The 25,329-nt window shown below is 71.8% G+C and carries 25 protein-coding genes and 1 tRNA gene; 12 read left to right on the forward strand and 14 right to left on the reverse strand.

From position 1 onward, the window contains the following. Positions 1-10 precede the first annotated feature (10 nt). From ACZ3II_RS06895 to ACZ3II_RS06920, 6 genes are all read right to left on the reverse strand, one after another. Entirely contained in the window at positions 11-1,363 is a 1,353-nt protein-coding gene (locus ACZ3II_RS06895; RefSeq protein WP_465516686.1) for a M20/M25/M40 family metallo-hydrolase, read from the reverse strand. Between the two features lie 51 nt (positions 1,364-1,414). Beyond that, entirely contained in the window at positions 1,415-2,494 is a 1,080-nt protein-coding gene (locus tag ACZ3II_RS06900) for a M48 family metallopeptidase (RefSeq protein ID WP_465516687.1), read from the reverse strand. Positions 2,495-2,591: 97 nt separating this feature from the next. Next, on the reverse strand, positions 2,592-4,118 hold the full coding sequence (locus ACZ3II_RS06905; RefSeq protein WP_465516688.1) for a cobyric acid synthase: 1,527 nt from the start codon (positions 4,116-4,118) through the stop codon (positions 2,592-2,594). After that, positions 4,115-5,071, reverse strand: a complete 957-nt coding sequence (locus ACZ3II_RS06910; RefSeq protein ID WP_465516689.1) for a cobalamin biosynthesis protein — start codon at positions 5,069-5,071, stop codon at positions 4,115-4,117. Before ACZ3II_RS06910 ends, ACZ3II_RS06905 begins: the two co-directional genes overlap by 4 nt. Before the next feature lie 3 nt (positions 5,072-5,074). Further along, positions 5,075-5,539 (reverse strand): hypothetical protein, encoded by a 465-nt coding sequence (locus ACZ3II_RS06915; RefSeq protein WP_465516690.1) that lies wholly within the window; start codon positions 5,537-5,539, stop codon positions 5,075-5,077. A 255-nt stretch (positions 5,540-5,794) separates the two neighbouring features. Beyond that, positions 5,795-6,379 (reverse strand): single-stranded DNA-binding protein, encoded by a 585-nt coding sequence (locus ACZ3II_RS06920; RefSeq protein WP_465516691.1) that lies wholly within the window; start codon positions 6,377-6,379, stop codon positions 5,795-5,797. Between the two features lie 173 nt (positions 6,380-6,552). On the opposite strand from ACZ3II_RS06920, the gene ACZ3II_RS06925 reads away from it, so the two are divergent. From ACZ3II_RS06925 to ACZ3II_RS06935, 3 genes are all read left to right on the forward strand, one after another. Then, the gene (locus ACZ3II_RS06925; protein ID WP_465516692.1) at positions 6,553-7,635 is read left to right on the forward strand and encodes an alpha/beta hydrolase; all 1,083 of its coding nucleotides are present in this window, start codon (positions 6,553-6,555) and stop codon (positions 7,633-7,635) included. Between the two features lie 13 nt (positions 7,636-7,648). Next, a tRNA-Arg gene (locus tag ACZ3II_RS06930) sits at positions 7,649-7,724 on the forward strand. A gap of 396 nt (positions 7,725-8,120) precedes the next feature. After that, complete coding sequence (locus tag ACZ3II_RS06935) at positions 8,121-9,002, forward strand: SPFH domain-containing protein (RefSeq protein ID WP_465516693.1); 882 nt, start codon at positions 8,121-8,123, stop codon at positions 9,000-9,002. 13 nt (positions 9,003-9,015) lie between these two features. On the opposite strand, the gene ACZ3II_RS06940 is transcribed toward ACZ3II_RS06935, so the two are convergent. The 5 genes from ACZ3II_RS06940 to ACZ3II_RS06960 all read right to left on the reverse strand — a co-directional run bounded on the left by ACZ3II_RS06940 (position 9,016) and on the right by ACZ3II_RS06960 (position 13,527). Further along, the gene (locus ACZ3II_RS06940) at positions 9,016-9,987 is read right to left on the reverse strand and encodes a hypothetical protein (RefSeq protein ID WP_465516694.1); all 972 of its coding nucleotides are present in this window, start codon (positions 9,985-9,987) and stop codon (positions 9,016-9,018) included. Positions 9,988-10,081: 94 nt separating this feature from the next. Then, positions 10,082-11,269 (reverse strand): ABC transporter permease, encoded by a 1,188-nt coding sequence (locus ACZ3II_RS06945; protein ID WP_465516695.1) that lies wholly within the window; start codon positions 11,267-11,269, stop codon positions 10,082-10,084. Position 11,270: 1 nt separating this feature from the next. After that, a complete protein-coding gene (locus ACZ3II_RS06950; RefSeq protein ID WP_465517240.1) occupies positions 11,271-11,921 on the reverse strand; it encodes an ABC transporter ATP-binding protein in 651 nt (216 codons plus the stop codon). A 5-nt stretch (positions 11,922-11,926) separates the two neighbouring features. Beyond that, positions 11,927-12,976 carry a peptidoglycan-binding protein gene (locus ACZ3II_RS06955; RefSeq protein ID WP_465516696.1) on the reverse strand — a complete coding sequence of 350 codons (1,050 nt, stop codon included), beginning with the start codon at positions 12,974-12,976 and terminating at the stop codon, positions 11,927-11,929. Beyond that, positions 12,973-13,527 carry a hypothetical protein gene (locus ACZ3II_RS06960; RefSeq protein WP_465516697.1) on the reverse strand — a complete coding sequence of 185 codons (555 nt, stop codon included), beginning with the start codon at positions 13,525-13,527 and terminating at the stop codon, positions 12,973-12,975. Before ACZ3II_RS06960 ends, ACZ3II_RS06955 begins: the two co-directional genes overlap by 4 nt. A gap of 125 nt (positions 13,528-13,652) precedes the next feature. On the opposite strand from ACZ3II_RS06960, the gene ACZ3II_RS06965 reads away from it, so the two are divergent. Both ACZ3II_RS06965 and ACZ3II_RS06970 read left to right on the forward strand, forming a co-directional pair. Continuing rightward, positions 13,653-14,309, forward strand: coding sequence for a response regulator transcription factor (locus ACZ3II_RS06965; protein WP_465516698.1), 657 nt, complete (start codon positions 13,653-13,655; stop codon positions 14,307-14,309). Then, complete coding sequence (locus ACZ3II_RS06970) at positions 14,306-15,421, forward strand: sensor histidine kinase (protein WP_465516699.1); 1,116 nt, start codon at positions 14,306-14,308, stop codon at positions 15,419-15,421. The genes ACZ3II_RS06965 and ACZ3II_RS06970 overlap by 4 nt, the downstream gene beginning before the upstream one ends. Here ACZ3II_RS06970 and ACZ3II_RS06975 read toward each other — a convergent pair. Further along, on the reverse strand, positions 15,393-16,280 hold the full coding sequence (locus ACZ3II_RS06975; protein WP_465516700.1) for a DMT family transporter: 888 nt from the start codon (positions 16,278-16,280) through the stop codon (positions 15,393-15,395). The two genes, ACZ3II_RS06970 and ACZ3II_RS06975, sit on opposite strands and share 29 nt — an antisense overlap. Positions 16,281-16,394: 114 nt before the next feature. Here ACZ3II_RS06975 and ACZ3II_RS06980 point away from each other — a divergent pair, with 114 nt between their 5' ends. After that, complete coding sequence (locus tag ACZ3II_RS06980; RefSeq protein ID WP_465516701.1) at positions 16,395-17,318, forward strand: aminoglycoside phosphotransferase family protein; 924 nt, start codon at positions 16,395-16,397, stop codon at positions 17,316-17,318. Between the two features lie 209 nt (positions 17,319-17,527). Further along, positions 17,528-18,745 carry a phosphoglycerate dehydrogenase gene (serA, locus tag ACZ3II_RS06985; protein ID WP_465516702.1) on the forward strand — a complete coding sequence of 406 codons (1,218 nt, stop codon included), beginning with the start codon at positions 17,528-17,530 and terminating at the stop codon, positions 18,743-18,745. Positions 18,746-18,779: 34 nt separating this feature from the next. On the opposite strand, the gene ACZ3II_RS06990 is transcribed toward serA, so the two are convergent. Then, positions 18,780-20,174 (reverse strand): hypothetical protein, encoded by a 1,395-nt coding sequence (locus tag ACZ3II_RS06990; RefSeq protein ID WP_465516703.1) that lies wholly within the window; start codon positions 20,172-20,174, stop codon positions 18,780-18,782. A gap of 82 nt (positions 20,175-20,256) precedes the next feature. Further along, complete coding sequence (locus ACZ3II_RS06995; protein WP_465516704.1) at positions 20,257-20,931, reverse strand: response regulator; 675 nt, start codon at positions 20,929-20,931, stop codon at positions 20,257-20,259. Positions 20,932-21,138: 207 nt separating this feature from the next. On the opposite strand from ACZ3II_RS06995, the gene ACZ3II_RS07000 reads away from it, so the two are divergent. The 5 genes from ACZ3II_RS07000 to ACZ3II_RS07020 all read left to right on the forward strand — a co-directional run bounded on the left by ACZ3II_RS07000 (position 21,139) and on the right by ACZ3II_RS07020 (position 24,789). Then, the gene (locus ACZ3II_RS07000) at positions 21,139-21,624 is read left to right on the forward strand and encodes a hypothetical protein (RefSeq protein WP_465516705.1); all 486 of its coding nucleotides are present in this window, start codon (positions 21,139-21,141) and stop codon (positions 21,622-21,624) included. Positions 21,625-21,642: 18 nt separating this feature from the next. Next, complete coding sequence (locus ACZ3II_RS07005) at positions 21,643-22,236, forward strand: class I SAM-dependent methyltransferase (protein WP_465516706.1); 594 nt, start codon at positions 21,643-21,645, stop codon at positions 22,234-22,236. A 64-nt stretch (positions 22,237-22,300) separates the two neighbouring features. After that, positions 22,301-22,774: a MarR family winged helix-turn-helix transcriptional regulator gene (locus ACZ3II_RS07010; RefSeq protein ID WP_465516707.1), complete on the forward strand. Its 474-nt coding sequence runs from the start codon at positions 22,301-22,303 to the stop codon at positions 22,772-22,774. Next, positions 22,771-24,423: an MDR family MFS transporter gene (locus tag ACZ3II_RS07015; RefSeq protein WP_465516708.1), complete on the forward strand. Its 1,653-nt coding sequence runs from the start codon at positions 22,771-22,773 to the stop codon at positions 24,421-24,423. The genes ACZ3II_RS07010 and ACZ3II_RS07015 overlap by 4 nt, the downstream gene beginning before the upstream one ends. Before the next feature lie 63 nt (positions 24,424-24,486). After that, complete coding sequence (locus tag ACZ3II_RS07020; RefSeq protein ID WP_043527900.1) at positions 24,487-24,789, forward strand: antibiotic biosynthesis monooxygenase family protein; 303 nt, start codon at positions 24,487-24,489, stop codon at positions 24,787-24,789. The last annotated feature ends 540 nt before the right edge of the window (positions 24,790-25,329 follow it).

Genomic DNA, 25,329 nt, shown 5'->3' on the forward strand with positions numbered 1-25,329 from the left:
CCACTCCGTTCTATCTCGTGAGTGTCTCCGCGACGTTCTTGAGCAGCAGGGCCTCGGCGGTGCAGACCCGCTCGAACTCACCCAGGTGCAGGCTCTCGTCCGGGCCGTGCGCGGCCGAGTGCGGATCCTCGACACCGGTCACCAGGACCGCGGCGCCGGGGAACAGCTCCTGGAAGGTGGCGATGAACGGGATCGACCCGCCCACCCCCATGTCCACCGGCTCGGCGCCGTCCCACGCGGTGCGGAAGGCGGCGCGGGCCGCGTCGTACACCGGGCCGGTGGCGTCGATCACGCATGGCGCGCCGTCGCTCTCCAGCGTGACCTCCAGCTGGGCGCCCCAGGGCACGTGCTTCTCCAGGTGGGCGCGGATCGCCTGGTACGCCGCGGCGGGGTCCTGACCGGGCGCCAGCCGCACGCCGATCTTGGCGGTGGCGGCGGGCTGCAGCGCGTTGGCCGCCTCCAGCGTGCGCGGCGCGTCGATGCCGAGCACCGAGATGGCCGGCTTGGTCCAGATCCGGTCGGTGATCGTGCCCTTGCCGATCAGCTCGACGCCGTCGAGCACGCCGGCCTCGTCACGGAACCGGCCGGCGGGGTAGTCGACGCTGGCGCCCTCCCGGCCGACCAGGCCCTCGACCGCGACCTCGCCGTCGTCGTCGTGCAGCGACGCCAGCAGCCGGGACAGGGTGATCAGCGCGTCCGGCACCGGGCCGCCGAACATGCCGCTGTGCACCGCGCTCTTCAGCACCCGGACCTCGGCGAACAGGTTGACCAGGCCGCGCAGCGAGGTGGTCAGCGCGGGCCGGCCGATGTCCCAGTTGCCGGAGTCGGCGATCACGATCACGTCGGAACGCAACTCCTCCAGGTGCTCGTGGATGATCGTGTCGAGGGAGTCGGACCCGTATTCCTCCTCCCCCTCGACGAAGACGACCACACCGACCGGCAGCTGATCGCCGAAGGCGCGCAGCGCGGCCACGTGCGCCATGACGCCGGCCTTGTCGTCGGCGGCGCCGCGACCGTAGAGCCGGCCGTCCCGCTCCACCGGCTCGAACGGGTCGCTGGTCCACAGCGCCGGGTCGCCGGCGGGCTGCACGTCGTGGTGCGCGTAGAGCAGGACGGTCGGGGCGCCGGCCGGCGCCGCCTTGCGGCCGATCACGGCGGGCTGGCCGCCGTGCCGGACGATCTCGGTGTCGAGCCCGCACCCGCGCAACAACTCGGCGACCGCCTCCGCGGACCGCTCGACGTGCGAGTGGTCGAAACCCTCGAAGGCGATGCCCGGGATCCGCACCAACCGCTCAAGGTCGGCACGGACACCGGGCATCTCACGCCGGATCGCGGCGCGCAGATCGGAATCACTCAGGCTCATGCCGCCGATCGTAGGCCGGAGGGGTGACATCTTTCCGGCCCGGCCGGTGGATCATGCGTCCGGCGTACCGTCGCCGCCGTTGGTGCCGCGCCCGCGCCGGGCCGCGTCGGAGGCCCAGTTGTACGCCTTTCCGGCAGCTGCCCCGGCCAGGTCGGCGGCCCCGCCACCGAGCCGTCGCACCAGGCCGACCAGCGGATCCTGCGAGTTGGCGAAGTCCTCCTGGTACGCCTTGGCGGCCGCCTTCACGTCCTCGCTGACCGAGGCGTCGCCGTCGGAGTCACGGCGCGGGTAGTCGCCGCCGAGAATCCGCGCGTACTCCCCGGAGTCGATCCACTTGCGCAGCTCGGCGGCCCGGGCGACCGGGACGGGATGGCTGCTGTACGCCGTCAGGCCGATCTTGTGAAGGCTGTCGCGCAGGTCTCCGCCGCCCTCGTATTCCGAGGCCTGCTCCAGGAACGCCGCGGTGTCGATCTGCGACAGATCGCCACCACCCGCCAGTTTCATCAGAAGGCGCAAAGACGCGGCCGGGTCCTGCCCGGCGAGCAGACCGGCCCGGTCGGCGGACAGCTCCGCCTTGCGCCACCACTCGTACATCGCCGCGATGATCGCCCGGAGCGCGAACACCCCCACCGGCAGCCAGCTCAGGTTGGTCAGCCAGCCGGTCAGGATCCGCATGATGGTCTTGTAGACGGCGTGGCCGCTGCGCACGTGGCCCAGCTCGTGCCCGAGCAGGGCCCGCAGCTCGTCGTCGTCGAGCTTCTCCACCGCGCCGGTCGAGATGGTGATGAACGGTTTGTCCAGGCCGATGGCCTGTCCGGTGATCATCGGGTTCTGCGTGATGTAGAGCTCGGGCAGCTCGGCCACGTCGAGCGAGGTGCCCGCCTCGGCATAGAGCTGGTACACCCGGGGGTACTGCCGGTGGTCGACGCGGATGCCCCCGGCCAGGAACATGAGCCGGAAACCCCGCTCGTTCCACATGCCGAAGAACGTCTTCACCACGTCGTCGAAACCGCGCAGCTCCCGCAGGGCCGACAGGGCGCCCCGGTCGGCCGGATGCTCCCAGGCCCGCGAGCTGATGCCGGTCAGGGGCACGCGGCGGCGCGCCGGCCGGTTGTCGTCCTCGATCGTCATGGGCCACACCCCGTTCTCGCCGCTGCCGCGGCGCAGGGGCCGCGCTTGCCCGCCCAACGTACGCCGCCGGCGCAACGCGTGGCCCCTGAGAAGTCCCTTACGGGGCGCCTGGGGGTACGAACGGCCACCCCGGCGTGGGACCCTTCTCGATCAGGCGCCACAGCGCGTCCGTGTCCAGATGCTCGGTCACCAGGTCTCCCAGGACGTCCAGGGCACGCTCCCGGACCCCGGCGAACCTGACGTCCGGCGCGGGCGTGAAACCGTGCCGGCCGGCCAGCCGCGCGGCCTCGGTGAGGAACCGGCGGCGGAACTCGTCGGATTCGAACGCGCCGTGCCAGTGGGTGCCGAAGACGTTCCCCACCGCGGCGCCCTCGGCCCGCCCGTCGTCGTACCGCAGCAACGGTTCCGGGGCGCCCGCGGAGACGTACCCGTGATGGATCTCGTAGCCGGTCGCCGGCGCGCCCAGCCCGGCCCCCGCCGATCGGGCCAGGGTCTTGCGGGCCGCGAAGGTGATCTCCACCGGCAGCAGGCCCAGCCCGGGCACCGTGCCGCGCCCGCTCTCCACCTCGTCGTGGATCCGCTCGGACAGCATCTGGAAGCCGCCGCAGATGCCGAGCAGCGGTTTGCCGGCGGCGGCGTGGGCGGTGATCGCGTCGGCCAGGCCGGTCGCGCGCAGCCAGGCGAGATCGCTCACGGTCGCCTTCGAGCCGGGGATCACGACCAGGTCGGCGTCGGCGATGTCGGCCGGCTCCACGGTCAGTTGCACCCGCACCCCCGGCTCGGCGGCGAGGGCCTCGGCGTCGGTGGCGTTGGAGATCCGCGGGACGCGGACCACGGCGACGCGCAGCCAGGCGGTTCCGCGCGGCGGTCCGGGGCGGCCGAGTGTCCTGCCGTACGCCAGCGAGTCCTCGGCGTCGAGCCAGACGTCCCCGTCGAACGGGAGGACCCCGTGCACCGGCCGGCCCGTCGCCGCGGTGATCATGTCCAGCCCGGGGCGGAGCAGGCCCAGGTCGCCCCGGAACTTGTTGATCACGAAGCCGGCGACCAGCTCCTGATCCTCCGGCGACAGCAGCGCCAGGGTCCCGAAGAACGCCGCGAAGACCCCGCCCCGGTCGATGTCGCCGACCACCACCGTGGGCAGGCCGAACCGCCGGGCCAGGCCCATGTTGACGAAGTCGCCGTCACGCAGGTTGATCTCGGTGGGGCTGCCGGCGCCCTCGCAGATCACCACGTCGTACTCGCGGCGCAGGTCGGCGAAGGCGGCGTACGCGGTCTCGGCCAGCCGTGGGCGCAGCGCCCGGTAGTTGCCGGCGGTGACCGTGTCGACCGCCTCGCCGAGCAGGACGACCTGGCTGGACCGGTCACTGCCGGGCTTCAACAGGACCGGGTTGAACCGCAGGTCGGGGGCGATACCGCAGGCGGCGGCCTGCATCGCCTGGGCCCGGCCGATCTCGCCGCCCCGGCCGCCGGCGGTCACCACGACGACCGAGTTGTTGGACATGTTCTGGGCCTTGAACGGGGCGACCCGGACGCCGTTGCGGTGCAGCCAGCGGCAGATGCCGGCGGTGAGGACGCTCTTGCCGGCGTCGGAGGTGGTGCCGGTGACCAGGAGGGCGCCGGTCATCGGGCCGAGATCCGGCCTCGTACGGCGGCGACCGCGGCCGCCAGCACCACCGTCACCGCACCCACCGCTCCGGACACCCGCGCCGCCCGCCGCAGATGCGCAGCCGACGGCCGCGGCCCGTCGCCGAGGAACGGCCGCGTCTCGCTGCGCCCGAAATAGACGTTCCGCCCGCCGAGCCGTACCCCCAGCGCCCCCGCCATCGCCGACTCGCACTGCCCCGCATTGGGCGACGGATGATCGCCCCGATCCCGCCGCCACACCCGCAGCGTCTCCCGCGGACTGCCGCCCGCCAGAGGCGCCACCGCCACCGTGAGCAGCCCGGTGAGCCGCGACGGCGCCAGGTTGAGCAGGTCGTCGAGCCGCGCGGACGGCGTGCCGAACCGCGCGTACCGGGCGTTCCGGTGCCCGACCATCGCGTCCAGCGTGTTGGCCGCCCGGTACCCGAGCAGCCCCGCGGGCCCGAGCAGCGCGCCCCACAGCAGCGGGGCGACGACCGCGTCGGAGGTGTTCTCGGCAACCGATTCGACGGTGGCGCGCGCGAGTTCCGGTTCGTCGAGCGTGGACGGGTCCCGGCCGCACAGGTGGTTGAGCCGGCCCCGGGCGGCCGGCAGGTCGCCGGACTCCAGGTGCCCGGCCATGAGCCGGGCCTCCCGCCGCAGGGTGCGCCCACCGAGGACGGTCCAGGTGGCCGCGGCGGTCACCGCGAACCGGGCGGCCGGGCGCCGCCGGGTCGCCCGGGACGCGGCGAGCCCGGCCAGGACGGGCACGCCGACGGCGATCGTGGTGAACACCGCGCCGGCCCGGCGGTGCGGCCGGTGGACACGGCGTTCCAGGGCGCCCGCCGCGGTTCCGAAGCCGGCCACCGGGTGCAGCCGCCGGGGGTCACCGATCGCCGCGTCGAGCAGGTATCCCGCGACGAGTCCGGCCGCGTCCGCGGCCCATCGTTGACGCACCGGTCAGCGGCCGGCGGTGAGGTCGAACGCCCAGACGGCGAGCGCCGGCGGTTCCGAGTCGTCGTCGGGGTACGGCACCGGCTCGAGCTCGCCCCAGACGATCGACCCGGGCGCCCGGTCCTCCAGGAACTCGACCACGATCGCCCGCAGGTCCTCGGTGATCTGGTAGTCGCAGTCGAACGGCAGGTCGCCGGGTTTCCTGGTGCCGGCCGAGCAGCGCAACTGCCCGGCGACGGCGTCGTGCCAGACGTAGAACGTCGCGGTGCCCCGGTGCCCGGCGCCGGACACCCGGTGCCGCAGCCCGGCCGCGGTCTCCTCGAACGCGGTGACGACCTCGTCCGCGGACAGGCCCATGCGCTCGTGGGGTGGAGCGCCGAACCAGTTGGTGTTGACGTCCTCGGCCGTCTGATCCTCCGGCGACAGCACCACCGTCTCGGACACGAGGGCGCGGATTTCCTTCAGCAGCACGGGTTCAGTCTGCCGGGTGGCAGCCCGTGCGGCCCACCCGGGCCGCTCCGACAGGCGGCCCATTCCGTCGGCACGATCGGCCCATCCCGATCGAAGGAATCCATCGGAGTGAACCGCGGCGTTCCGGGCCGCAGCAGCCCGGCCGGGACGCCTCTTGCCGGGGAGGCGGGTCGCCGGCCGGGCCGCCGGGCGCCACCGTGCCCGGAGATCCGCAGGGGTTCGATGTCCGGGCGCACGGCGGCGGGGTGGAAGGTCTCAGGCGGCGACAGGTTCCTTGCGTGCGGTACGCCGTACCGCACGCGTTTCCTCCTCGGGCTCGGTGATGTCGGCGACGACCTCCAGGAACGTCGGTTCCGGCCCGTCGGGCAGCCCGTCGCCGAACTCCACCGGGATCTCACCCTCCGGCAGCGGCTCGGTGGCCTCGCCGCGGACGAAGGCGTCGGACTCCGGATCCTCGACGGCGCTGGTGGGGACCGCCTTGGTGCGGTGGAAGCGGCTGCGCCCGCGGGCCAGGTCGTGACCGATCGCGAACGCCTCCATCTCGTAGGCGATGCGGTGCTTGTTGTCGTCGTCGGTCCAGTCGCGGGTGTAGATGCGCCCGTAGACGACGACCGGATCGCCGACGGCGAGGGAGGAGGCGACGCCCTCGGCCAGCCGGCGCCAGGCGGTCACCCGGACGCGGAGGCTGTCGCCGTCGACCCAGCGGCCGGACTCCCGGTCGAAGCGGCGGGCGGTGGAGGCGATCCGGAAGTTGGTGACCAGCTGGTTCTGGTTGTTGGTGCGCCGCCATTCGGGCGCGGTGAGCACGTTGCCGACGACGACGAGGTTGGTCTCGAACACGACTTTCTCTTCCTGTGGAGGGCTCGGGTGCTTCGATCGGCGCCGAGCTTGCGTCACCGGGGAAGATCTTGCGGGGTACGGGTGTGGACAGCGCCGCTCTGTGGACGGCGGAGCCCGTACCGCCGCTGATCTGATATGGCGCAACCGGCGGTACTCATGGGTAACCTGGGGGCGTGGAGACCGACGTCCTCGGATGGCCGTACGAACGGCACACCATCGATCTGGGCAGCGACGACGAGGGCCCGGTGGTCGCGACCCTGGTCCGGCGCCGCGCGGAGAGACCGGCAAGGCGGGCCGTCCTGCACGTCCACGGGTTCGTGGACTACTTCTTCCAGACCCACATGGCCGACTTCTTCGTCGAGCGGGGCTGGGACTTCTACGCCCTGGACCTGCGCAAGTACGGGCGCAGCCTGCTCCCCCATCAGACACCGAACTTCGCCCGCAGCCTCACCGACTACTTCCCGGAGCTCGACGAGGCGGCCCGGATCATCCGGGAGGACGACGGCCACGACCAGCTGCTGGTGACCGGCCACTCCACCGGGGGCCTGATCACCTCGCTGTGGGCGCACACCCGCCGCCAGCAGAAGGTCGTCGACGGACTGTTCCTGAACAGCCCGTTCTTCGATTTCAACCTGCCGTGGGTGATGCGGCGCCCGCTGATGTCCATGGTGCTCGCCGCGAGCGGCCGGAAGCCGTACCGGAAGATGCCCGTCGCCTCTCTCGGGTTGTACGGCCAGAGCCTGCACAGCGACCATCACGGGGAGTGGAACTACGACCTGGCCTGGAAGCCGATCCTGGGTTTCCCGGTCACGATGGGATGGCTGGACGCGATCCGCCGGGGCCAGCGCAAACTGCGCGCCGGCCTGGAGATCGACGCGCCGGTGCTGGTCGCCTGCTCGAAACGGACCTTCCGCGGCCGGGAGTGGCACGACGACGTCCGGCAGAGCGACTCGGTGCTGGACGTGGAACACATCACACGATGGGCGCCGGGCCTCGGCCCGCGGGTGACGATCGCCCGCTTCGACGGCGGCATGCACGACCTGACGCTCTCCGGCAAGGAGGTACGCACCGAGGTGTTCCGCGAGTTGGGACGCTGGGTGGACGCTTTCCTGCCGCCGCCGGGCACCCCGGATGTGGAGATTCCGCCCGCCCCGGAGGACCAAGCGGGCATAGCCACCGTCCTGGAGGCCGCCGAATCCGCCGTCGAACGCAGCGCCGAGGACAAGGCGGACGACAAGTCCGGCACGACCGCCTAGTATGTGCTGGCCAGCGCTCGTAGCTCAGCGGATAGAGCAACGGACTTCTAATCCGTCGGTCGCAGGTTCGAATCCTGCCGGGCGCGCCATCTGACTAGACGAACACGGCCCTGAGCTGTCGCTCGGGGGCCGTTCCACTGCTGCGCGCCAGACGTCAGCGCAACGATTCCGGCGGTTCGCCCTCGGATCAAGTCGTCAAGATGGGGCACGATCCTGATCTTGTACGCCCGGGTCCGGCGTCAGGTCCACAAGATCGAGAACTGATCCCGGTGCCTCAGTCTCGGCCGTGACCGCATCGCCCGGACACAGGCACGACTGACCCGAAGGCCGGATCGGCGCAGCCCAGGGACACCCCGACCCACCCGAGGAGGCGGCGGCTCCGCGCGCCACCCCGGCACGGCCGGCCGCCCTCGCTGAGCGATATCGGCGGGCCGGGTTCACCCGTACCAGAAAATGATGTTGAGGGGTGGCCCTATCGTCGGATCATGTTCGTCTTCGGTGTCATTCTCGCGGCAGTCGCGGTCTTCGCGCTGCTCACCGCCCTTATGAACAAGACCGGCAAGGTTCGCCGCAATGCGTGGGCCACGTTCGCGACGGGGCTGTTCCTGTCGGTGGCGTTCATCGTGGCGTCCTGCATCTCGGTGGTGCCGACCCGCAACGTGGGCATCGTCACCACCTGGGGGAAGCCGACCGGCCGGACCACCGGCGCGGGCCTGCAGTGGACGGCGCCGTGGGAGGACATCAACGACTGGGACGCGTCCGGTCAGACGTACACGCATCTCGGTGACAAATGTGTCTGGGTGACCATCGCGGCGCAGCGGCGGGCCTGCATCCCGGTGCAGATCGAGTGGTCGGCGAAGGCGGAGAACGCGCCGGAGAACTGGGCGGCCTACCGGGAGGTCGGTGGCCTGAGCCGCTTCGAGGTGTTCGTCGAGCGCCGGGTGAACCCGCAGATCAACGGGGCCATGACGTCGATCTTCGCGTCGTTCGATCCGCTCGGCGCGGTGGATGTGACCAGTGGGGACGCGCCGGCGCCGGATCTGAACAAGACCTACAAGGAGCCGCTGATCAAGGCGCTGAACGAGTCGCTCGGTGACGAGGTCGTGGTGAAGTCGGTGGCGTTCGAGTCGCCGCGGTACGACGAGCCGACCACGCAGGCGATCTCGGCGTACGGCCAGAAGATCCTGGAGGCCCGCAACCTGGAGATCGACAAGGCGAACGCGAAGACCCGCGCGGAGATCACCCGGACCGACTCGAGTGTCGACCAGGTGGCCCGCTGCCTGCAGATCGCCGAGAAGCTGGGCAAGGAGCCGGGCCTGTGCATGGGTGGTTCGGTGTCGTTGACCCGCCCAGTTCAGGCGAACTGAGCGGGTCACGAAACTAGCGGACCCTGACCCGTACGGAGTCGAGGGCGGGCGTCTGGTTGGCGCGTTCCATCATCGGGATGCGGTGCGACCCGTCGCCTGCCCAGGCCGAGCACTGGAAGTCGCCGGCCTGCGCGAGTCCGGGCACCTGGATGGCGATGGTGTCCGGGGTGGCGCCGCCCTTGCTGTCCTCGGTGGCGACGAAGAACGCCGGGACCGGATCGGGCGCCGGCGCCTGACGGGTGCTGCCGAGGATCCGGCAGGCGGTGTGGAAGTGGCCGCGGACCAGGCCGCCCTGCAGCACGCTGGACTCCACGTAGTAGCCGCCCTGACCAGCCGCGAGGAACCGGTCGCGGATCAGGTTGCGGGTGCTGATCTGCAGCGTGAAGGGCTGGTTGCGGCGCACCTGCTGCGGAGCCCGGGTGATCAGCAGGGTGGGGTTGCTCGCGGCCCCGCCGACCTCACCGAACTCGGTGGAGACGCATCGTTCGCCGCGCTGGAACCCGTCGTGCGGCTGCAGCCGGCTGGTCTCGCAGGTGTCGGTGAGGATGCCCAGGTTGTTGCCGGGCTGCGCGGCAGGCGGGGTGGTGACCGCGGGCGCCCCGCCGTTCTGGTTGAGGGTGCAGGCGGACAGGCCCTCGGCGTTCAGGTTGGGCCGGGGCGCGCCGCGTTCGATGGCGGTCTCGATCCGGTTGATGGTGGCGAACCGCTTGTCCTTGAGCGGGCCGAGGATCGCGTTCTGGATGAAGTTGGGGCCGCCCTGCCCGACGGTCGAGGCGATCCGGTTGTTCGCCTCGTTGATCTGCTGGTCGAGCAGGCGGAGGTTGTTGTCGACCTCGGCCTGCGCGCGTGCCGGGACGTTGACGGTGACGGTGACCTGCGGACAGTTCACGGTGGGCACAGCGGCTTGAGCGGCCGTCGCGACCGCGACTCCGGCGCCGGCCATGGCGACGGCGAGCCCGGCGGTGATGATCAGTTTTCGTTGCATGGACCTGCTGCTTCCCCCACTCGTGATCGATCACTTCACCCATCGATACGGGAACGCTCCCAGGTCGGATCAATGTGCGAGCGGGGGAAGATGATCAGGCAGCGGACAGCGCTTCCGTCGGCGCCAGCCGCGCCGCCCTGATCGCGGGGTAGAGCCCGGCCACCGCCCCGATCAGCAGGGTCGCGGCCAGCCCACCGGCGACCGCCCACATCGGTACGACAGCCGGCCACTGCTGCGTCCCGGCGTACACCAGCGTCACCACCCCTCCCCCGAGTACCCCGCCGGCCCCGCCGAGCAGTGACAGCAGCAGCGACTCGGCGACGAACTGGGTACGGACCTGCCCGCGGGTCGCCCCGAGGGAACGCCGCAGCCCGATCTCGGATCGCCGTTCCAGCACTGAGATGACCATCGTGTTGGCCACCCCGATCCCGCCGACCAGCAGCGCCACCGCGCCGAGCCCGAGCAGCAGCGAGTTGAAGGTCCGGGCGGCGGCCCGCTGGGCGATCAGCGCGTCGGACGGGTTGGAGACGTCGACCTCGTCGGGGTTCTGCGGGTTGGCGGTGGCGGCGAGGACGCCGTGGACCGCTTCCACCTGGGACTCGGCGGATCGGGTGTAGACGCGGGTGGCGTGGCCGTCGAAGTCCAGGTACGACGCGGCGGCGTCCCACCCGATCAGGACGGCGGTGTCGAGTTCCGGGGCCAGCGGCACGTCCTCCAGGACCCCGATCACGGAGTAGGTACGGCCGTCGATGTGGACGGCGGGCACCGCACCGAGCCGGCGGGCCGCGGCGGCGCCGAGCACGACCGCCGGGTACCGGGAGGTGGCCGCGTTGAGCCAGGTCCCGGCGGCCAGCCGTGCGTTGACGGTGTCCAGCAGGTCCAGCTGCGCGGCGAGCACGGCCAGCCCGCCGCTCTCGCTCCTGGGGATCCGGTCGGTGCGGTAGACGGAGGTTCCGCTGACCGCGCCGACGGCGGTTGCCGAGGTGACCGGACCGATCCGTTCGATCATGGCGAGGGCCTCGTCGGGCAGGGTCGCGTCGTCACCGAACATGGTCTGCCCGGGCGCGACGGTGAGCAGGTTGGTGCCGAGGGCGGCGAGCCGCGCGTCCAGGGCGGCCTGCCCGGAGGCGGAGATCCCGACGACGGACACCATCGCGGCGATGCCGATGGCGATGCCGAGCGCGGACAGCACCGCCCGCAGGGGCCGGGACCGCAGGCCGTACCCGCCGAGGCGCAGCAGGTCGGACGGGCGCAGCCGGGCCGGGCGGAGTGCGGCGGCCATCTCAGACCACCTGCCCGTCGCGCATCGGCACCTGCCGGGGCAGCGCGCCGGCGATCTCGTGGTCGTGGGTGATCACCAGGACCGTGGTGCCGGACGCGTTGAGTTCCCGCAGCAGGTCGACGACGCCGGCGCCGGACGCCGAGTCGAGGTTGCCGGTGGGTTCGTCGGCGAGCAGCACGGCCGGGTCGCCGGCGACCGCGCGGGCCACCGCGACCCGCTGCCGTTCGCCGCCGGAGAGCTGGTGCGGCCGGTGCCCGAGGCGGCCGGCGAGACCGACCCGGGCCAGGGCGTTCCCGGCGCGGCGTTCGCGTTCACGGCGGGGCAGGCCGGTGTAGAGCAGGCCGTCGGCCACGTTGGTGACGGCGTCGCGGCCGGGCGCCAGGTGGAACGACTGGAACACGAAACCGATCCGGCGGGCCCGCAGCGCGGACAGCTGCCGGTCGGAGAGCGCCGCCACATCGTGGCCGTCGATGCGGACGGTGCCGGAGGTGGGCCGGTCGAGGGTGCCGATCAGGTTGAGCATCGTCGACTTGCCGGAGCCGGACGGGCCGACGATGGCGATCAGTTCGCCCGGCTCGACGGTCAGGTCGACGGAGCGCAGCGCGTGCACCCCGCCCGGGTAGCTCTTGGTGACCCCGGCCAGTTCGATCACGGCGCTCATGCGGGCACCCGTACCTTCGTGCCCTCGGTGAGGCCGGCGCCGGTGACCTCGACCCGGCCGTCGGCGAACAGGCCGGTCTCGACCGCCCGGAAGGATCCGTCGGCGAGCTGCAGCCCGTAGCCGCCTTCGGCGAGAGCGACCAGAGCGTTCACGGGTACGGTCAGCACGTTCTCCCGCTGCGAGGAGACGAAGAGGACCTCCACCGCCGCGTCGTCGAGCCCCTGCGGCGCCTTGTCGAACCCGACCGTCACCACGATCTTGGTGGCGTCCTCCTGGCCCGGGTTCTCCGCCTCCTCGACGGTGGTCTCCAGCGCGGTGATCCGGCCGGCGGTGGTGCTGCCGTCCGGCAGGGTCACGTCCACCCTCGCCCCCTTCCGGGCGAGCCGCTGGTCCTCGATGTCGAGGGAGACCGTGGCGTACCGGGTGGTGGCGCTGGTGGTGAGCAGTTCGGCGCCGGGCTGGACCGCCGCGCCGGGGTCGGCCGAGCGGGTGGCGACCCGGATCGGCCCGGCCGCGTAGACGACGCGGCCCAGGTCGACGGCGCCGGTCTCGTCCAGCCCGAGGTCCTCCTGCCACTCCTCGACCGCGTCCGCCGTCGCGGAGGTGTACTCGTCGTCGACGGTGAACCCGCGGTGGCCCAGCGCCCACAGGTTCCGTTCGAACTGCAGCACGTCGGCGCCCTCGACGCCCGGTGACAGGGTCCGGTAGGCGGGCAGGGCCCCGTACAGCAGCACCACCGGATCGTTGTCGACGCGGTAGAGCGCACCGCCACGCCTGATCGTCGCCCCGGCCGCCGGCAGGAACGTGACGGTGCCGGTCAGCCGGGTGGTGAGGGCGGCGGTGTCGCCATACCCGAGGGAACCGTCGTGGCTCTCCTTGTCGACGAGCGTCTGCCGGGTGATCTCCGCGGTCGCCGCGGACGCGCTGCCGGTGGCCTGCGGGGTGGTGCTGCCGGAGGCCGACGGCAGGCCACCGGTGATCAGGAAAGCGGCCACCCCGCCCGCGGTCAGCACGGCAGCCGTGCCGGCGATCGCCAGGCGTCTCATGCGTGTGCCGCCTGGTTCTCGGTGTGCTTCCCGCCCGGGTTCTTGAACTGCGCGCAGGCTTTCTCGGCGGCGTTCCACTTCTCGCTGCCGGGTTCGGCGCCGATGGTGCGGCCATCGATCCTCAGCCGGCCGTTCGGTTCCGGGTCGGGGTATCCGCTGACGCCGTTCTCCCGCATGCACGCGGCGAACTTGCGTTCCCGTTCCAGGTCCTCGGCGCTCAGTTTCGGCGGCTCCCCACCGTCGGGCAGGTGTTCCTTGCACGCCTCGTGGGCCTTCTCGACCTTCTTCGCGTCGCTGCCCTTGGGAATGTTGATCTCCATCCGCCCGTCCTCCTTCGGGTCCGGGAACCAGTCGAGGCCCTGCTCGCGCATGCATTTCGCGAACGCCAGACCGTCGCCGTCGCTGTCGCCGGGCGTATCAACGCCGGCCGACGCCGTCGGGGCCGCGCTGGCCGCCGTGGCCACCCCGGGGCTGTTCACCTGCGGTTTCGCGCAGCCCACCGTCATCGCCGCGAGCAGGACGCCGAGAGTGGCAACCGTCCTGAGTCTCATCTCCGGTCTCCTTCGCCGGCGGCCGGGCGGCCGCCACGCACCGAAGTAGAGCGACCGGCGCGTCACCGCGGCGTCACGGAAAACGGTGACGCCGCGGTGACATCGGCAGGGGTGAAGATGGGCGTATGCGAATCCTGGTGGTCGAGGACGAGCCGCTGCTCGCCGACACGGTGGCGCAGGGGCTGCGGCAGGAGGCCCACGCCGTCGACGTCGTCTACGACGGCGGTTCGGCGCTGGAGCGGATCGACGTCAACGACTACGACGTGGTGGTGCTGGACCGGGACGTGCCGGTGGTGCACGGCGACAAGGTGTGCCAGGTCCTCGCCGAACGCAAGGCCGCGATCCGGGTGCTGATGCTGACCGCCGCCGCCGGGATCGACGACCGGGTCACCGGGCTGGCCCTGGGCGCCGACGACTACCTGCCGAAACCGTTCGCGTTCCGGGAGCTGTCGGCCCGGGTCGCCGCGCTCGGCCGCCGGGCCCGCCCGGCCGCGCCGCCGGTCCTGCGCCGGGCCGGGATCAGCCTCGACCCGTATAGGCGGGAGGTGCACCGCGACGGCCGGTACGTGCCGCTGTCCCGCAAGGAGTTCGCGGTGCTGGCCGAGCTGCTGCGCGCCGACGGTGTCGCGGTGTCCGCCGAGACGCTGCTGGAGAAGGCGTGGGACGAGAACGCCGACCCGTTCACCCACGCCGTCCGGATGACGATCCTGAAACTGCGCCGCAAGCTGGGCGATCCGCCGGTGGTGCTGACCGAGCCGGGAGTGGGGTACCGGATCCGATGAGGCTCACCGTGCGCGGCCGGCTCACCCTCGTCTACGGCGGCCTGTTCATCCTGGCCGGCGTGGTGCTGCTGGCCGCCATCTACGTGCTGGTGGAACGCGACCGTCCGATGATCACCGCGGCGAACACCCTGGTCCCGGCACCGGACGGGAGCACCACGCAGAAGAGCTTCCAGCAGATCGTCGAGGGCACCCGGGCGGAGGCGCTGAACGCGCTGCTCACCCAGGGCGCCATCGCGCTGATCGTGGTGAGCGCGGCGGCCATCGCGCTGGGCTGGCTGATCGCCGGCCGCCTGCTGCAGCCGCTGCACCAGGTCACCGCGGCGGCCCGGCGGATCGCCGAGTCCCCGGCCGCCGACCGGGGCCTGCACGAGCGGATCGCCCTGGACGGCCCGGACGACGAGCTGAAGCAGCTGGCCGACACGTTCGACCTGATGCTGGCCCGCCTCGACCAGTCACTGGACGGCCAGCGCCGCTTCATCGCCAACGCGTCGCACGAGTTGCGTACCCCGCTGACCTTGAACCGGACCCTGCTGGAGGTGGCCCTGGAGCCGGCCGGGACGCCGCCGGAGGTGCGGCAGCTCGGCGCCACCCTGCTGGCGATCAACGAGCGGCACAGCCGCCTGATCGACGGTCTGCTGCTGCTGGCCCGCTCGGACCGGGAGATCACCGAACGGTCGTACGTCGACCTGGCCGACATCGTCGATCACGTCGCCCTCTCGGACACCGTCACGGTCATCGCCGAACCCGCCGAGGCGCCCACCCTCGGTGATCCGGTCCTGCTGGAACGACTGGTGCAGAACCTGATCGAGAACGGGGTCCGGCACAACGTCCCGGACGGCTGGGTCACGGTCACCACCGGTTCCCGCCCGGACGGCTGGGTGGAGCTGCAGGTCAGCAATTCCGGCCCGGTCGTGCCCCGCTACGAGGTGGCCGGCCTGTTCGAGCCGTTCCGCCGGTACGGCAGGGACCGTCTCGCCGCCCCGTCCGGCGGCGCCGGCCTGGGCCTGTCCATCGTCCGGGCGATCGTCGGCGCCCACCACGGCAGACTGCACGCCGACGCCCGCGACGAGGGAGGCCTGACGGTCACGGTCCTCCTCCCCCGGGCTTCCTGACAACCATTTGCCGGTACGGGTCCTCAGCCGCGCCGTGGTCCCCGGGCGACGACGCGGCCGACCGCCGGGCCAGCCCGATCACACCCCACCCCATGACCAGCGCCGCGGCCGCCATCGCCACCAGCCCGGCCGTCCCGTGCCGGACGCCCTCACCGAACAGCACCACCCCGGCGACTGCCGCCACCAGCGGGTTCGTCACGCTGACCGTGGCCAGCGGCCCGGCCAGCCCGGCGCCCCGGTAGGACAGCTGCCCGAGCAGGTAGCCGCCCACCGCGAACGCCACCACCAGCACCGCCGCGACCACCGGGATCGCGCCGATACCGCCGCTCGTGAACGCCGCCAGCACCGCCTTGGACTGCACCGACGAGATCCCGAAGGCGATACCGGCCGCCGCGGCCAGCAGCACTCCCCGCGCCCGTGGACTGGCCCGCCAGGCGGCCAGGGAACAGGCGAGCATCGCTGCGGCGGCGACCCCGCCGAGAACCCACACCTCGGTGTCGCCGAGCAGCGCCGGCCCGTCCGCCCCGACCGACAGCGACAGGATCGCGGCCAGCCCGGCCACCGTCATCGCGGCGGCCACCCAGGAACCCCGGCTGATCCGGGTGCGGTAGCGGACCACCTCGATCGGCAGCGCGAACAGCAGGGTGAGGGTGCCCAGCGCCTGCACGACGGCGACCGTCCCGAAGTTGAGCGCGTACACGTGCAGGATCGCCCCGGCGGCGGTGAGCAGCAGCGCCACCGCCCAGCGGGACCGGCCGCGCTGGCCGTGCCGGGCGAGCCGCTCCTGCGCCACGGCGGCGGCCGCGTAACTCGCGGCCGACAGCACCGACAGCGTGACGGCCCAGCCCAGCGATCCCATCGACCCCACCTCGCGCCCGGCCCCATCGACGATTCCGGGCACCGGCCGGGTCTACCCACTCCCGGTCCGGAAAATGCGTATCGCCGTCTTGCGATCCCCTGCCACGATCCCGGGATGACGCTGACGAACGGGGCGCGGATCGGCTGGGCGGACCTGCCCGGCCCGGTGCGGGACAGGATCGAGGAGATCATCGGGGGCGGGCCGGTGGTGACGGCCGACTCCCAGCCCGGCGGGTTCTCGCCGGGCACCGCCGACCGGGTCCGGACCGCCTCCGGCGCACGGGCCTTCGTCAAGGCGGTCAGCCCGGCCCTCAACGAGCGGTCGGCCCAGATGGCCCGGCAGGAGTCATGGGTCACCGCCGCCCTGCCGGAGCACGCGCCGGCGCCCCGTGTGCTCGGCGGCTTCGACGACGGCGAGTGGGTGGTGCTGGTCCTGGAGGACGTGGCCGGGACGCATCCCCGTACCCCCTGGGTCGAAGCGGAGATCGACGCTGCCGCAACCGCGCTGCGCGACCTCGCCACCCTGCTCACGCCGCCGCCCCTGACCGGCCTGCCCACCGCGACCGAGACGTACGCCCCGATGTTCGGCCTGTGGGCGGACCTGGCGGCGGCCCCGCCGGACGACCTCGACCCGTGGGCCGCGAAGCGGATCGGCGCCCTGCGGGACGCCGCCGACCGGGGCGTCGCCGCGATGTCCGGCGGCGACACCGTGGTACACGGCGACCTGCGGGCCGACAACATCCTGATCCGCCCGGACGGCCGGTTCGTCCTCGTCGACTGGGCGTGGACGTGTGTCGGCCCGCACTGGCTGGACTCGGTGTTCCTGTCGACCGACGTGATCGCGCACGGCGGTGATCCCGGCCCGCTCCTGGCCGAATCCGGCGAGACCGCCGCGGTGGGCATCATCGCCGCGCTCGCCGGCGTCTTCCAGTACTCGGCCCGGCTGCCCGCGCCGCCGAATGCGCCGACCTTCCGCGCGTTCCAGCGGTCCCGGGGCGACGCCCTGCTGCCCTGGCTCCGGACCGCGCTCGGCGACTGACGCGAACCGCCGTCTCAGCACAGCCGGGCATAACCGAAACGGGGCTGAACCACACCCGCCGCCGTCCCGTAACAGTTACGGGGTTGACCGGTAGATGGGACCTCAAGCACACCGCACCGGGCCCGGCACGCCGGGGGACTAGGCTTGACGCCCGTGAACTGGGCTTCGGCGTGGCGGCCCGGGAGCCCAACCGAAACATGGAACGGAAGATGATGACCGACCAGCCCAAGGTGCGAGTCCTGCTTCTGGAGAACATCCACCCCGACGCCGTCTCCCGGCTCGAGGAGGACGGTTTCCAGGTCGAGTCCCTGCGCAACGCTCTCGACGAGGTCGAGCTGATCGAGCGCATCTCCGGAGTCTCCCTCCTCGGTATCCGCTCCAAGACCCAGGTGACGGCGAAGGTGCTGGAGGCCGCCGACAAGCTGGTCGGCATCGGCGCGTTCTGCATCGGCACCGACCAGATCGACCTGTCCGCGGCCACGGCCGGCGGTGTCGCGGTGTTCAACGCCCCGTTCTCCAACACCCGTTCGGTGGTGGAGCTGGCGATCGCCGAGATCATCGCGCTGACCCGGCGGCTCACCGAGAAGAACGCGCTGATGCACACCGGCGTGTGGGACAAGTCGGCCGACGGCGCCCACGAGATCCGCGGCCGCCGCCTCGGCATCGTCGGCTACGGCAACATCGGCACCCAGCTCTCCGTCCTCGCGGAGAACCTGGGCATGTCGGTCTCGTTCTACGACACCGCCGACAAGCTGGCGCTGAGCAACGCGCACCGGTGCGCCAGCCTGGACGAGCTGCTGGAGTCCAGCGACATCGTCACCATGCACGTGGACGGCCGCCCCGGCAACGCCGGCTTCTTCGGCGCCGAGCAGTTCGCCAAGATGCGCCCCGGCAGCCTCTTCCTGAACCTGTCCCGCGGCATCGTCGTCGACCACCTGGCCCTGCGGGACGCGCTGAAGAGCGGCCACCTGGCCGGCGCCGCCGTCGACGTGTTCCCGAAGGAGCCGAAGGGCCGCGGCGACGAGTTCCTGTCCGAGCTGCGCGGCCTGCCGAACGTGATCCTCACCCCGCACATCGGCGGCTCGACCGAGGAGGCGCAGTCCGACATCGGCGGCTTCGTCGCCAACAAGCTGGCCAAGTTCGTCACCGAGGGCAACACCACGCTCAGCGTGAACCTGCCCGGCGTGACCCTGCCCGAGCTGCCCGGCATGCACCGCATCGTGCACATGCACAAGAACACGCCCGGCGTGCTGGCCCAGGTCAACCGGATCCTCGCCGAGCACAACGTGAACGTCGAGGGCCAGATGCTCAGCACCCGCGGGGAGTACGGCTACCTGATCACCGACATCGCCCGGGGCTACCCCGACGAGGTGCTCGACCAGCTCCGCGACATGGAGCAGACCGTCCGCCTGCGCGTTCTGAACTGACGTCGGCGGTGGGACCGCCTGCCCCGGGGACGGGTCAGGCGGTCTCTACCGTCAGCAGGGTGACCGGGGCGACCGCGTCCACGTCGTACCGGTTGCCGTTGCTCCAGCCCTTCGGCGTCAGGGTGGAACCGGGCGCGACATCCTTGAGGGTCCGCGACCCGGCCGTCACCGAACCCGCGCCCCCGCCGACCTTGACCCGCACCGGGCTGCCGGCCGGCGCCCGCAGGATCAGCTCCTCGACCCCGCCGGTGATCCGCATCGGCACCGTGCCGGACGCCTCGGCCAGGGTCATCTCCGCCCGGCGGGTGCCGCCGACCAGCTCGATCCCCTTGATCCGCCCCTCGGTGAGGTCGACGATCCGCTCGGCCGAGTACCCGGAGAACCGGATCGTCCACCGCACCTTCGCCGCCAGCACGATCTCCACCTCGCCACCGGTCCCGGCGGCCTCCCGGGTCAGGTCCACCCGCAGCCGGTCGTCGCGGAGTTCCGCGCTGGGCCGTACGCCGGTCCCCTCGGGCGCGCTCACCCGGTAGAGGTCCTCGCCGAGCTCACCGATCCGCAGCCGGACCCGGTCGGTCGCCGCCATCAGCTCGAACGTCGCCGTGTTCTGATCGCCGAGCGGGCCGCTGACCACCTGCTGATCCTTCGACGAGCCCGGCAGCATCTCGCTGAGCCCGCTGTCGTCGCCGGTGTAGTAGACGACGCCGGTCAGCGCGATCGCCGCGACCGCCACCACCCCGAGCACCGCCATGCCCGCCGTGACCAGCCGGGACTGCCGGGGTCGCGGGGGCGGCGCGGTCGCGGGGCGGTCGGCCCACACCGTCGGCTCGGCCGGGCCCGGCGGCGTCCACGACGACGGGGACCCGAACTCCGCGCCTGAGGCCGGGACCGCCCCGGCCGGGGCGGGAACGGTGTCCGGCCAGAGCGGGGTGGCCAGCCCGGACAGCGGTCCGCTGTCCGGCCCGGCGGGCGGGGAAGCGCCCGGGGCGTCCTCCGTGCCGTTGCCGGTCTTCCGCACGATCGGCAGCTCTTCCGATCCGTCCCCGGCACGACGCCGGCGCGGAAGTCCCTCCCACGATCCGGTGTCCTCGTCCTCGCGCCCCCGGGACGCCCGCGCCCCACCGATCGGCCCGTCACTGAACCCGAACGAGACCCGTCCCGGCCCGCCGGGCGAGGCCGGCCCGAACTCGGGCGGCGACGAGACCGGCTGCGGCGGAACGGAAAGCGGCGAACTGTCGGAAGACGCGGCAGGCGCCACAGGTGAGGAACCTGTCCCGGCGTCACCGCCGAACCAGTTGACCGGCTCCCCGGCGATCTCCGGCGCCCGCGCCGACGGCCGCCTCCGCGGCAGCGGCTCAGCCGCGCCGTCTGCCCCCTGCGAGATCTCGGCCGGATCGGACGCTTCGCCGACAGCGGCGGTACGGTCCACAATTCCTCCCTGCAGCGCACGCACGTGTGTCCCCCGATGGGAGTACGTACGAATGCGGCTACCGGATGAGTGACCGGAGGGTTTACCGCGGGTCAGGTCGCACGAGCCCGCGCCGGGTGGCGATCGCGACCGCCTCCAGCTGGCTGTGCGCGCCCAGTTTGGCGAGCACCGCTTTCTGATATCCGCGGCAGGTGTGGACGCTGATCCCGAGCCGCCGGGCGACCGCGCGGGCGTCCAGTCCGGCCGCCATCAGCTGCAGCACCTCGTCCTCGCGGGCGGTGAGGCCACCTGCGGTGACACCGTTGCCGCGCTGGCCGGCGGCCGGTGGCGTGGTGCTGCGCAGCAGCCGGGCGAGGATGTCGGTGGAGACGGTCATGCTGCCGCGGTGGGCGGTGCGGAGAGCATTGAGGACGTCACCGAGCGCGCCGTTCTTGGAGATGAATCCGGCGGCGCCCGCCGTGGTGGCCCGCCGGACCAGGGTCTGGTCCTCGCTGGCAGTGAGGATCACCACACGGGAGCCGGGCTGGCGCACCTTGATCAGTTCGGCGATGGCGATGCCGTCGGCATCGGACAGTTCGGGATCGAGCACGATCACATCGGGTGTCAGCTCGGCAGCCAGGCGGATGGCCTCGGCCCCGGTGCGCGCGTGGCCCACCCAGCGCAGGTCGGGCTGTCCGGCCAGTGCGTGTCCCAGCAGCTCGGCGAAGGTCTGGTGACCGTCGACGACGAGCACCGTGATCGTCTCGTCGCTGTTCATTCGTCACCTTCCCGTTCCTCAGCCCCCGGCGGGCTCCGCGCAGTCTAAGGATTACCCGACGGGACGTCGTCCCCACCAACAGGCTGCCGACCGGTACGCCCGACGGCCGGTTGCCTCCGAGCGGACGTGATCACCAGTCGTTCGGCCGACAGACCCCCTCGCTTTGGGGCTTGTAGCCGGCGACCCCTGAAAGCAGAGTTCTCGATCATGCACGACATCCAGCTCTTCGGCCGTCTCGAGGTCCGCACCCGCGGCATCCGTCTCTCCGGGGACGACTTCGGCGGCGTACGGCCTCGCCACCTGCTCGCCCTGCTCGCCCTGCGCGGCGAGCAGTCGTTTGTGGATCTGGCCGACACGCTGGGTGTTCCCACCGCCACGGTGAAGCACGATCTGGGGATCCTGCGCGAACGTCTGGAGCCGGAGGCCCGCCGCCGTGACGCGGTGCTCGCCGTCCACCGGGGCCGGGCGCGCCTGCTGCCGGACCTTACCCATGTCGACACCGCCACCTTCGACGAACTGGTCGCCATGGCCTCGGAGCGGACGCCGGCCCGGGCCGCCCGCCCGCTGGCCGCCGCCGCCTTCCTGGCGTCCCGCCCGCTGCTGGAGGACGAGGACGCGCCGTGGGCCGCCGAGGCCCGCGCCGAGTACCGCGCCAAACTGATCATGGCGAGCACCCCGCAGCCCATCAGGTAGGCAACCGACAATGAGCGGGTGTTCTCCACCACGCTCTCACCGGTGCCGCTGGCGCCGGAAATCTCCCTGCACCTCGCCGACCGCCGGTTCGGGCTCTTCGACCTGACCGGCGGCGAGTTCCACAGCGATCAGCCGCCCCCGTTCTGGGCCTTCGCCTGGGCGGGCGGCCAGGCGCTCGCCCGTTTCCTGCTGGACCATCCGGCCGAGGCCGCCGGCCGCCGGGTGCTGGACGTCGCCACCGGATCCGGGGTGGCCGCGATCGCCGCCGCCCGGGCCGGCGCCGCCGCCGTGGCCTGCACCGACATCGACCCCGCGGCGGTCGCGGCGGCGCATCGCAACGCCGCCGCCAACGGTTTCTCCCTGGCGGCCGAGCTGGACGACCCCGATCTGCTGCTGGCCGGTGACGTCTTCTACAGCCCGGCGGTGGCGCCGAAGATGGTCACGATGTTCCGCGCGGCCCGCAGCCGTGGCGCGACCGTGCTGGTCGGTGATCCGGGCCGCGGTTTCTTCCCCGGGCATCTCTTCGACCTGGTCGCCGAATACGTCGTCCCGGTGCCTCCGGCGCTGGAGGAGAGCGAGACGTTGACCACAGGCGTGTGGCGGATGCGCTGAAGTGACATGCGTTCATCAAGCAACAAGTTGTAGGTTACATGCATATCGTGATGTGGAGGCATCGGTGCACGACGAGCAAGCCGGCCTGCTGGGCGACGAAATCACGCGTTTGATCCGGATGGGCGTGCGCTTCCGGGGCATGCTCAACATCGGAGACCTCGGCGCCGAGTTCTCCGCGCTGATGCTGCTGCCACCCCTGCGGGCGATGGGCCCGATGCGCGTCACCGACCTGGCGGAGGTCAAGGGCGCCGACCCGTCCACCGTCAGCCGCCAGGCCGCCCAGCTGGTGAAGGCCGGCCTGGCCCGCCGCGAGGCGGACCCGGCCGACGGCCGGGCCTCCCGCCTGGCCGTCACCGACACCGGCGCCGCCGCCTGCGAGCGGCTGCGTGAGGCCCGCGTGGCCATGATCACGCAGGTGCTGGCCGACTGGCCCGCCGATCAGGTCACCGCCTTCACCGCCCTGTTCGCACAGTTCAACGACGCGGTCGAGGCGCACCTGCGCACCGACCCGGGAGCACCCACACGGGAGACTTCGTGAGCCACCCAGCCCCACCGGCGCCCGCGCCGGTGGAATTCACCCACCGCCAGATCCTGACGATCCTCGGCGGCCTGATGATGGGCATGTTCCTCGCCGCGCTGGATCAGACGATCATGGCCACCGCGACCCGGACCATCGCCGACGACCTGCGAGGGTTCGACCTGCAGGCCTGGGCCACCACGGCCTTCCTGATCACCTCGACGATCTCCACCCCGCTGTACGGCAAGCTGTCCGACATCTACGGCCGCCGCCCGTTCTTCCTCCTCGCGATCGGCATCTTCATCGTCGGATCGTTCCTGTGCGGCCTCTCGGACAACATGTGGCAGCTCGCCGCCTTCCGGGCCATCCAGGGCCTCGGCGCCGGCGGCCTGATGTCGCTCGCCCTGGCGATCATCGGCGACATCGTCCCGCCCCGCGAACGCGCCAAGTACCAGGGCTTCTTCCTGGCCGTCTTCGGCACCGCCAGCGTCCTCGGCCCGATCCTGGGCGGCTTCTTCGCCGGCGCCGACGAGATCCTGTTCACCGACGGCTGGCGCTGGGTGTTCTACATCAACGTGCCGATCGGCCTGGCCGCCATGGCCGTCGTCGCCAAGGTCCTGCACCTGCCGCACCACCGCGTCGACCACCGGATCGACTGGCCCGGCGCGCTCACCCTGGTCCTCACCCTGGTCCCGTTGCTGACCGTCGCCGAGCAGGGCCGCACCTGGGGCTGGGACTCCCCCCGCTCGATCGCCTGCTACGTGATCGGCGGCATCGGCCTGATCGGCTTCATCCTCGCCGAACGCGCCTACAAGGACGAGGCGCTGCTGCCGCTCGCCCTGCTCGGCAAGCGCACCGTCGCCGTCGGCGTCACCGCCAGCACCATCCTCGGCATGGCGATGTTCGGCGGCCTGATGACCGTCCCGCTGTACCTGCAGATCGTCAAGGGCTCCTCCGCCACCCTGGCCGGCCTCCAGATGATCCCGTTCGTGGTCGGCATCATGGCCGGCTCGATCATCTCCGGCCAGCTGATCTCCCGTACCGGCCGCTACCGCATCTTCCCGATCGTCGGCAGCGTCTTCATGGTCGCCGCGCTCTACCTGTTCTCCCTGATCGGTGCGGACACCCCGCTCTGGCGCGTCATGCTCGTCATGGTCCTGATGGGCCTCGGCCTCGGCAGCAACATGCAGCCGATGATCACCGCCGTGCAGAACGCCGTCTCCCCCCGCGAGATCGGCACCGCCACCGGCGCCGTCACGTTCTTCCGGTCCATGGGCGGCACCCTCGGCACCGCCGTCTTCCTGTCGGTGCTGTTCAACGTGCTCCCCGGCAACATCAAGGACGCGTTCGCCACCGCCCGGACCACCCCGGAGTTCCAGCAGGCCCTCCAAGCCGACCCCGCCCAGGCCCAGCTCCTGGAAAAGGCCACCGGCAGCGACGCCCTCAGCGACACGTCGTTCCTGAGCCGGCTCTCCGACGTGATCGCCCACCCCTTCAAGGTCGGCTTCGCCGACAGCGTGCACGTCGTCTACCTGATCGCCTTCTTCATCATGATCCTGGGCCTGATCGTCGTCTTCTTCCTGCCCGAGCTACCCCTCGCCCAGCGCTCCGCCCAGCAGGCCCGCGCCGAGGACGCCCTCCAGGCCCAACAGGGCGCCGGCAACCCCTAGATCAACCGCTTGCGGGGTACGGGGAAAGCACCGCACCCGTACCCCCATGGGTAACGTGGCCTCATGGCTGTTGTGAAGATCAACGCAATCGAGGTCCCCGAAGGCGCCGGCCCCGAACTGGAGAAGCGCTTCGCCGCCCGCCACGGCGCCGTCGAGAACTCCCCCGGCTTCCTCGGCTTCGAACTGCTGCGCCCGGTCGCCGGCGACACCCGCTACTTCGTCTACACCCGCTGGGAGACCGAGGAAGACTTCCAGAACTGGGCCAACGGCGGCGCCAAAGAAGCCCACGCGGGAGAACGCGCCAAGCCCGTCGCATCCGGCGCCAGCCTCCTCGAGTTCGAGGTCGTCCAGTCCGTCCAGAAATAGGGTCACAAGCCGGCTCATCCCACGGGGGCGAGATGGGCCGGCTTCCTCACCCACAGGGTTGGGGCATCCGCCTTTCTCACCCACGGAACAAGGCGGGCTGACTTTCTCACCCACGGGACAAGGCGGGCTGACTTTCTCACCCACGGGACAAGGCGGGCTGACTTTCTCACCCACGGGACAAGGCGGGCCGACCATCTCACCCGCGGGGCTGAGGTATCCGCCTTTCTCACCACAGGACGAGGTGGACCGACCATCTCACCCACGGAACAAGGCGGGCTGACTTTCTCACCCGCGGGACTGGGGTACCCGACTTTCTCACCCACGGGAACAGGCGAGCCGACCATCTCACCCGCGGGGCGAGGCATCCGATTCTCTCGCCCCTCTGTGCTGACTTTGCTGCGCTTCGCTCCGCTGCAAAATGCCCGTTGGTGTCGAGCCAGGCGATTTTCTGACGCCCAGCAAACCCCACTGGGCGTCAGAAAATCGACTGTCTCGACACCAACGGGCATTTTGCGGGCAGTTCCGTGGATACGACCTCGC

The organism is Actinoplanes sp. NPDC019969 (genome assembly GCF_055562375.1).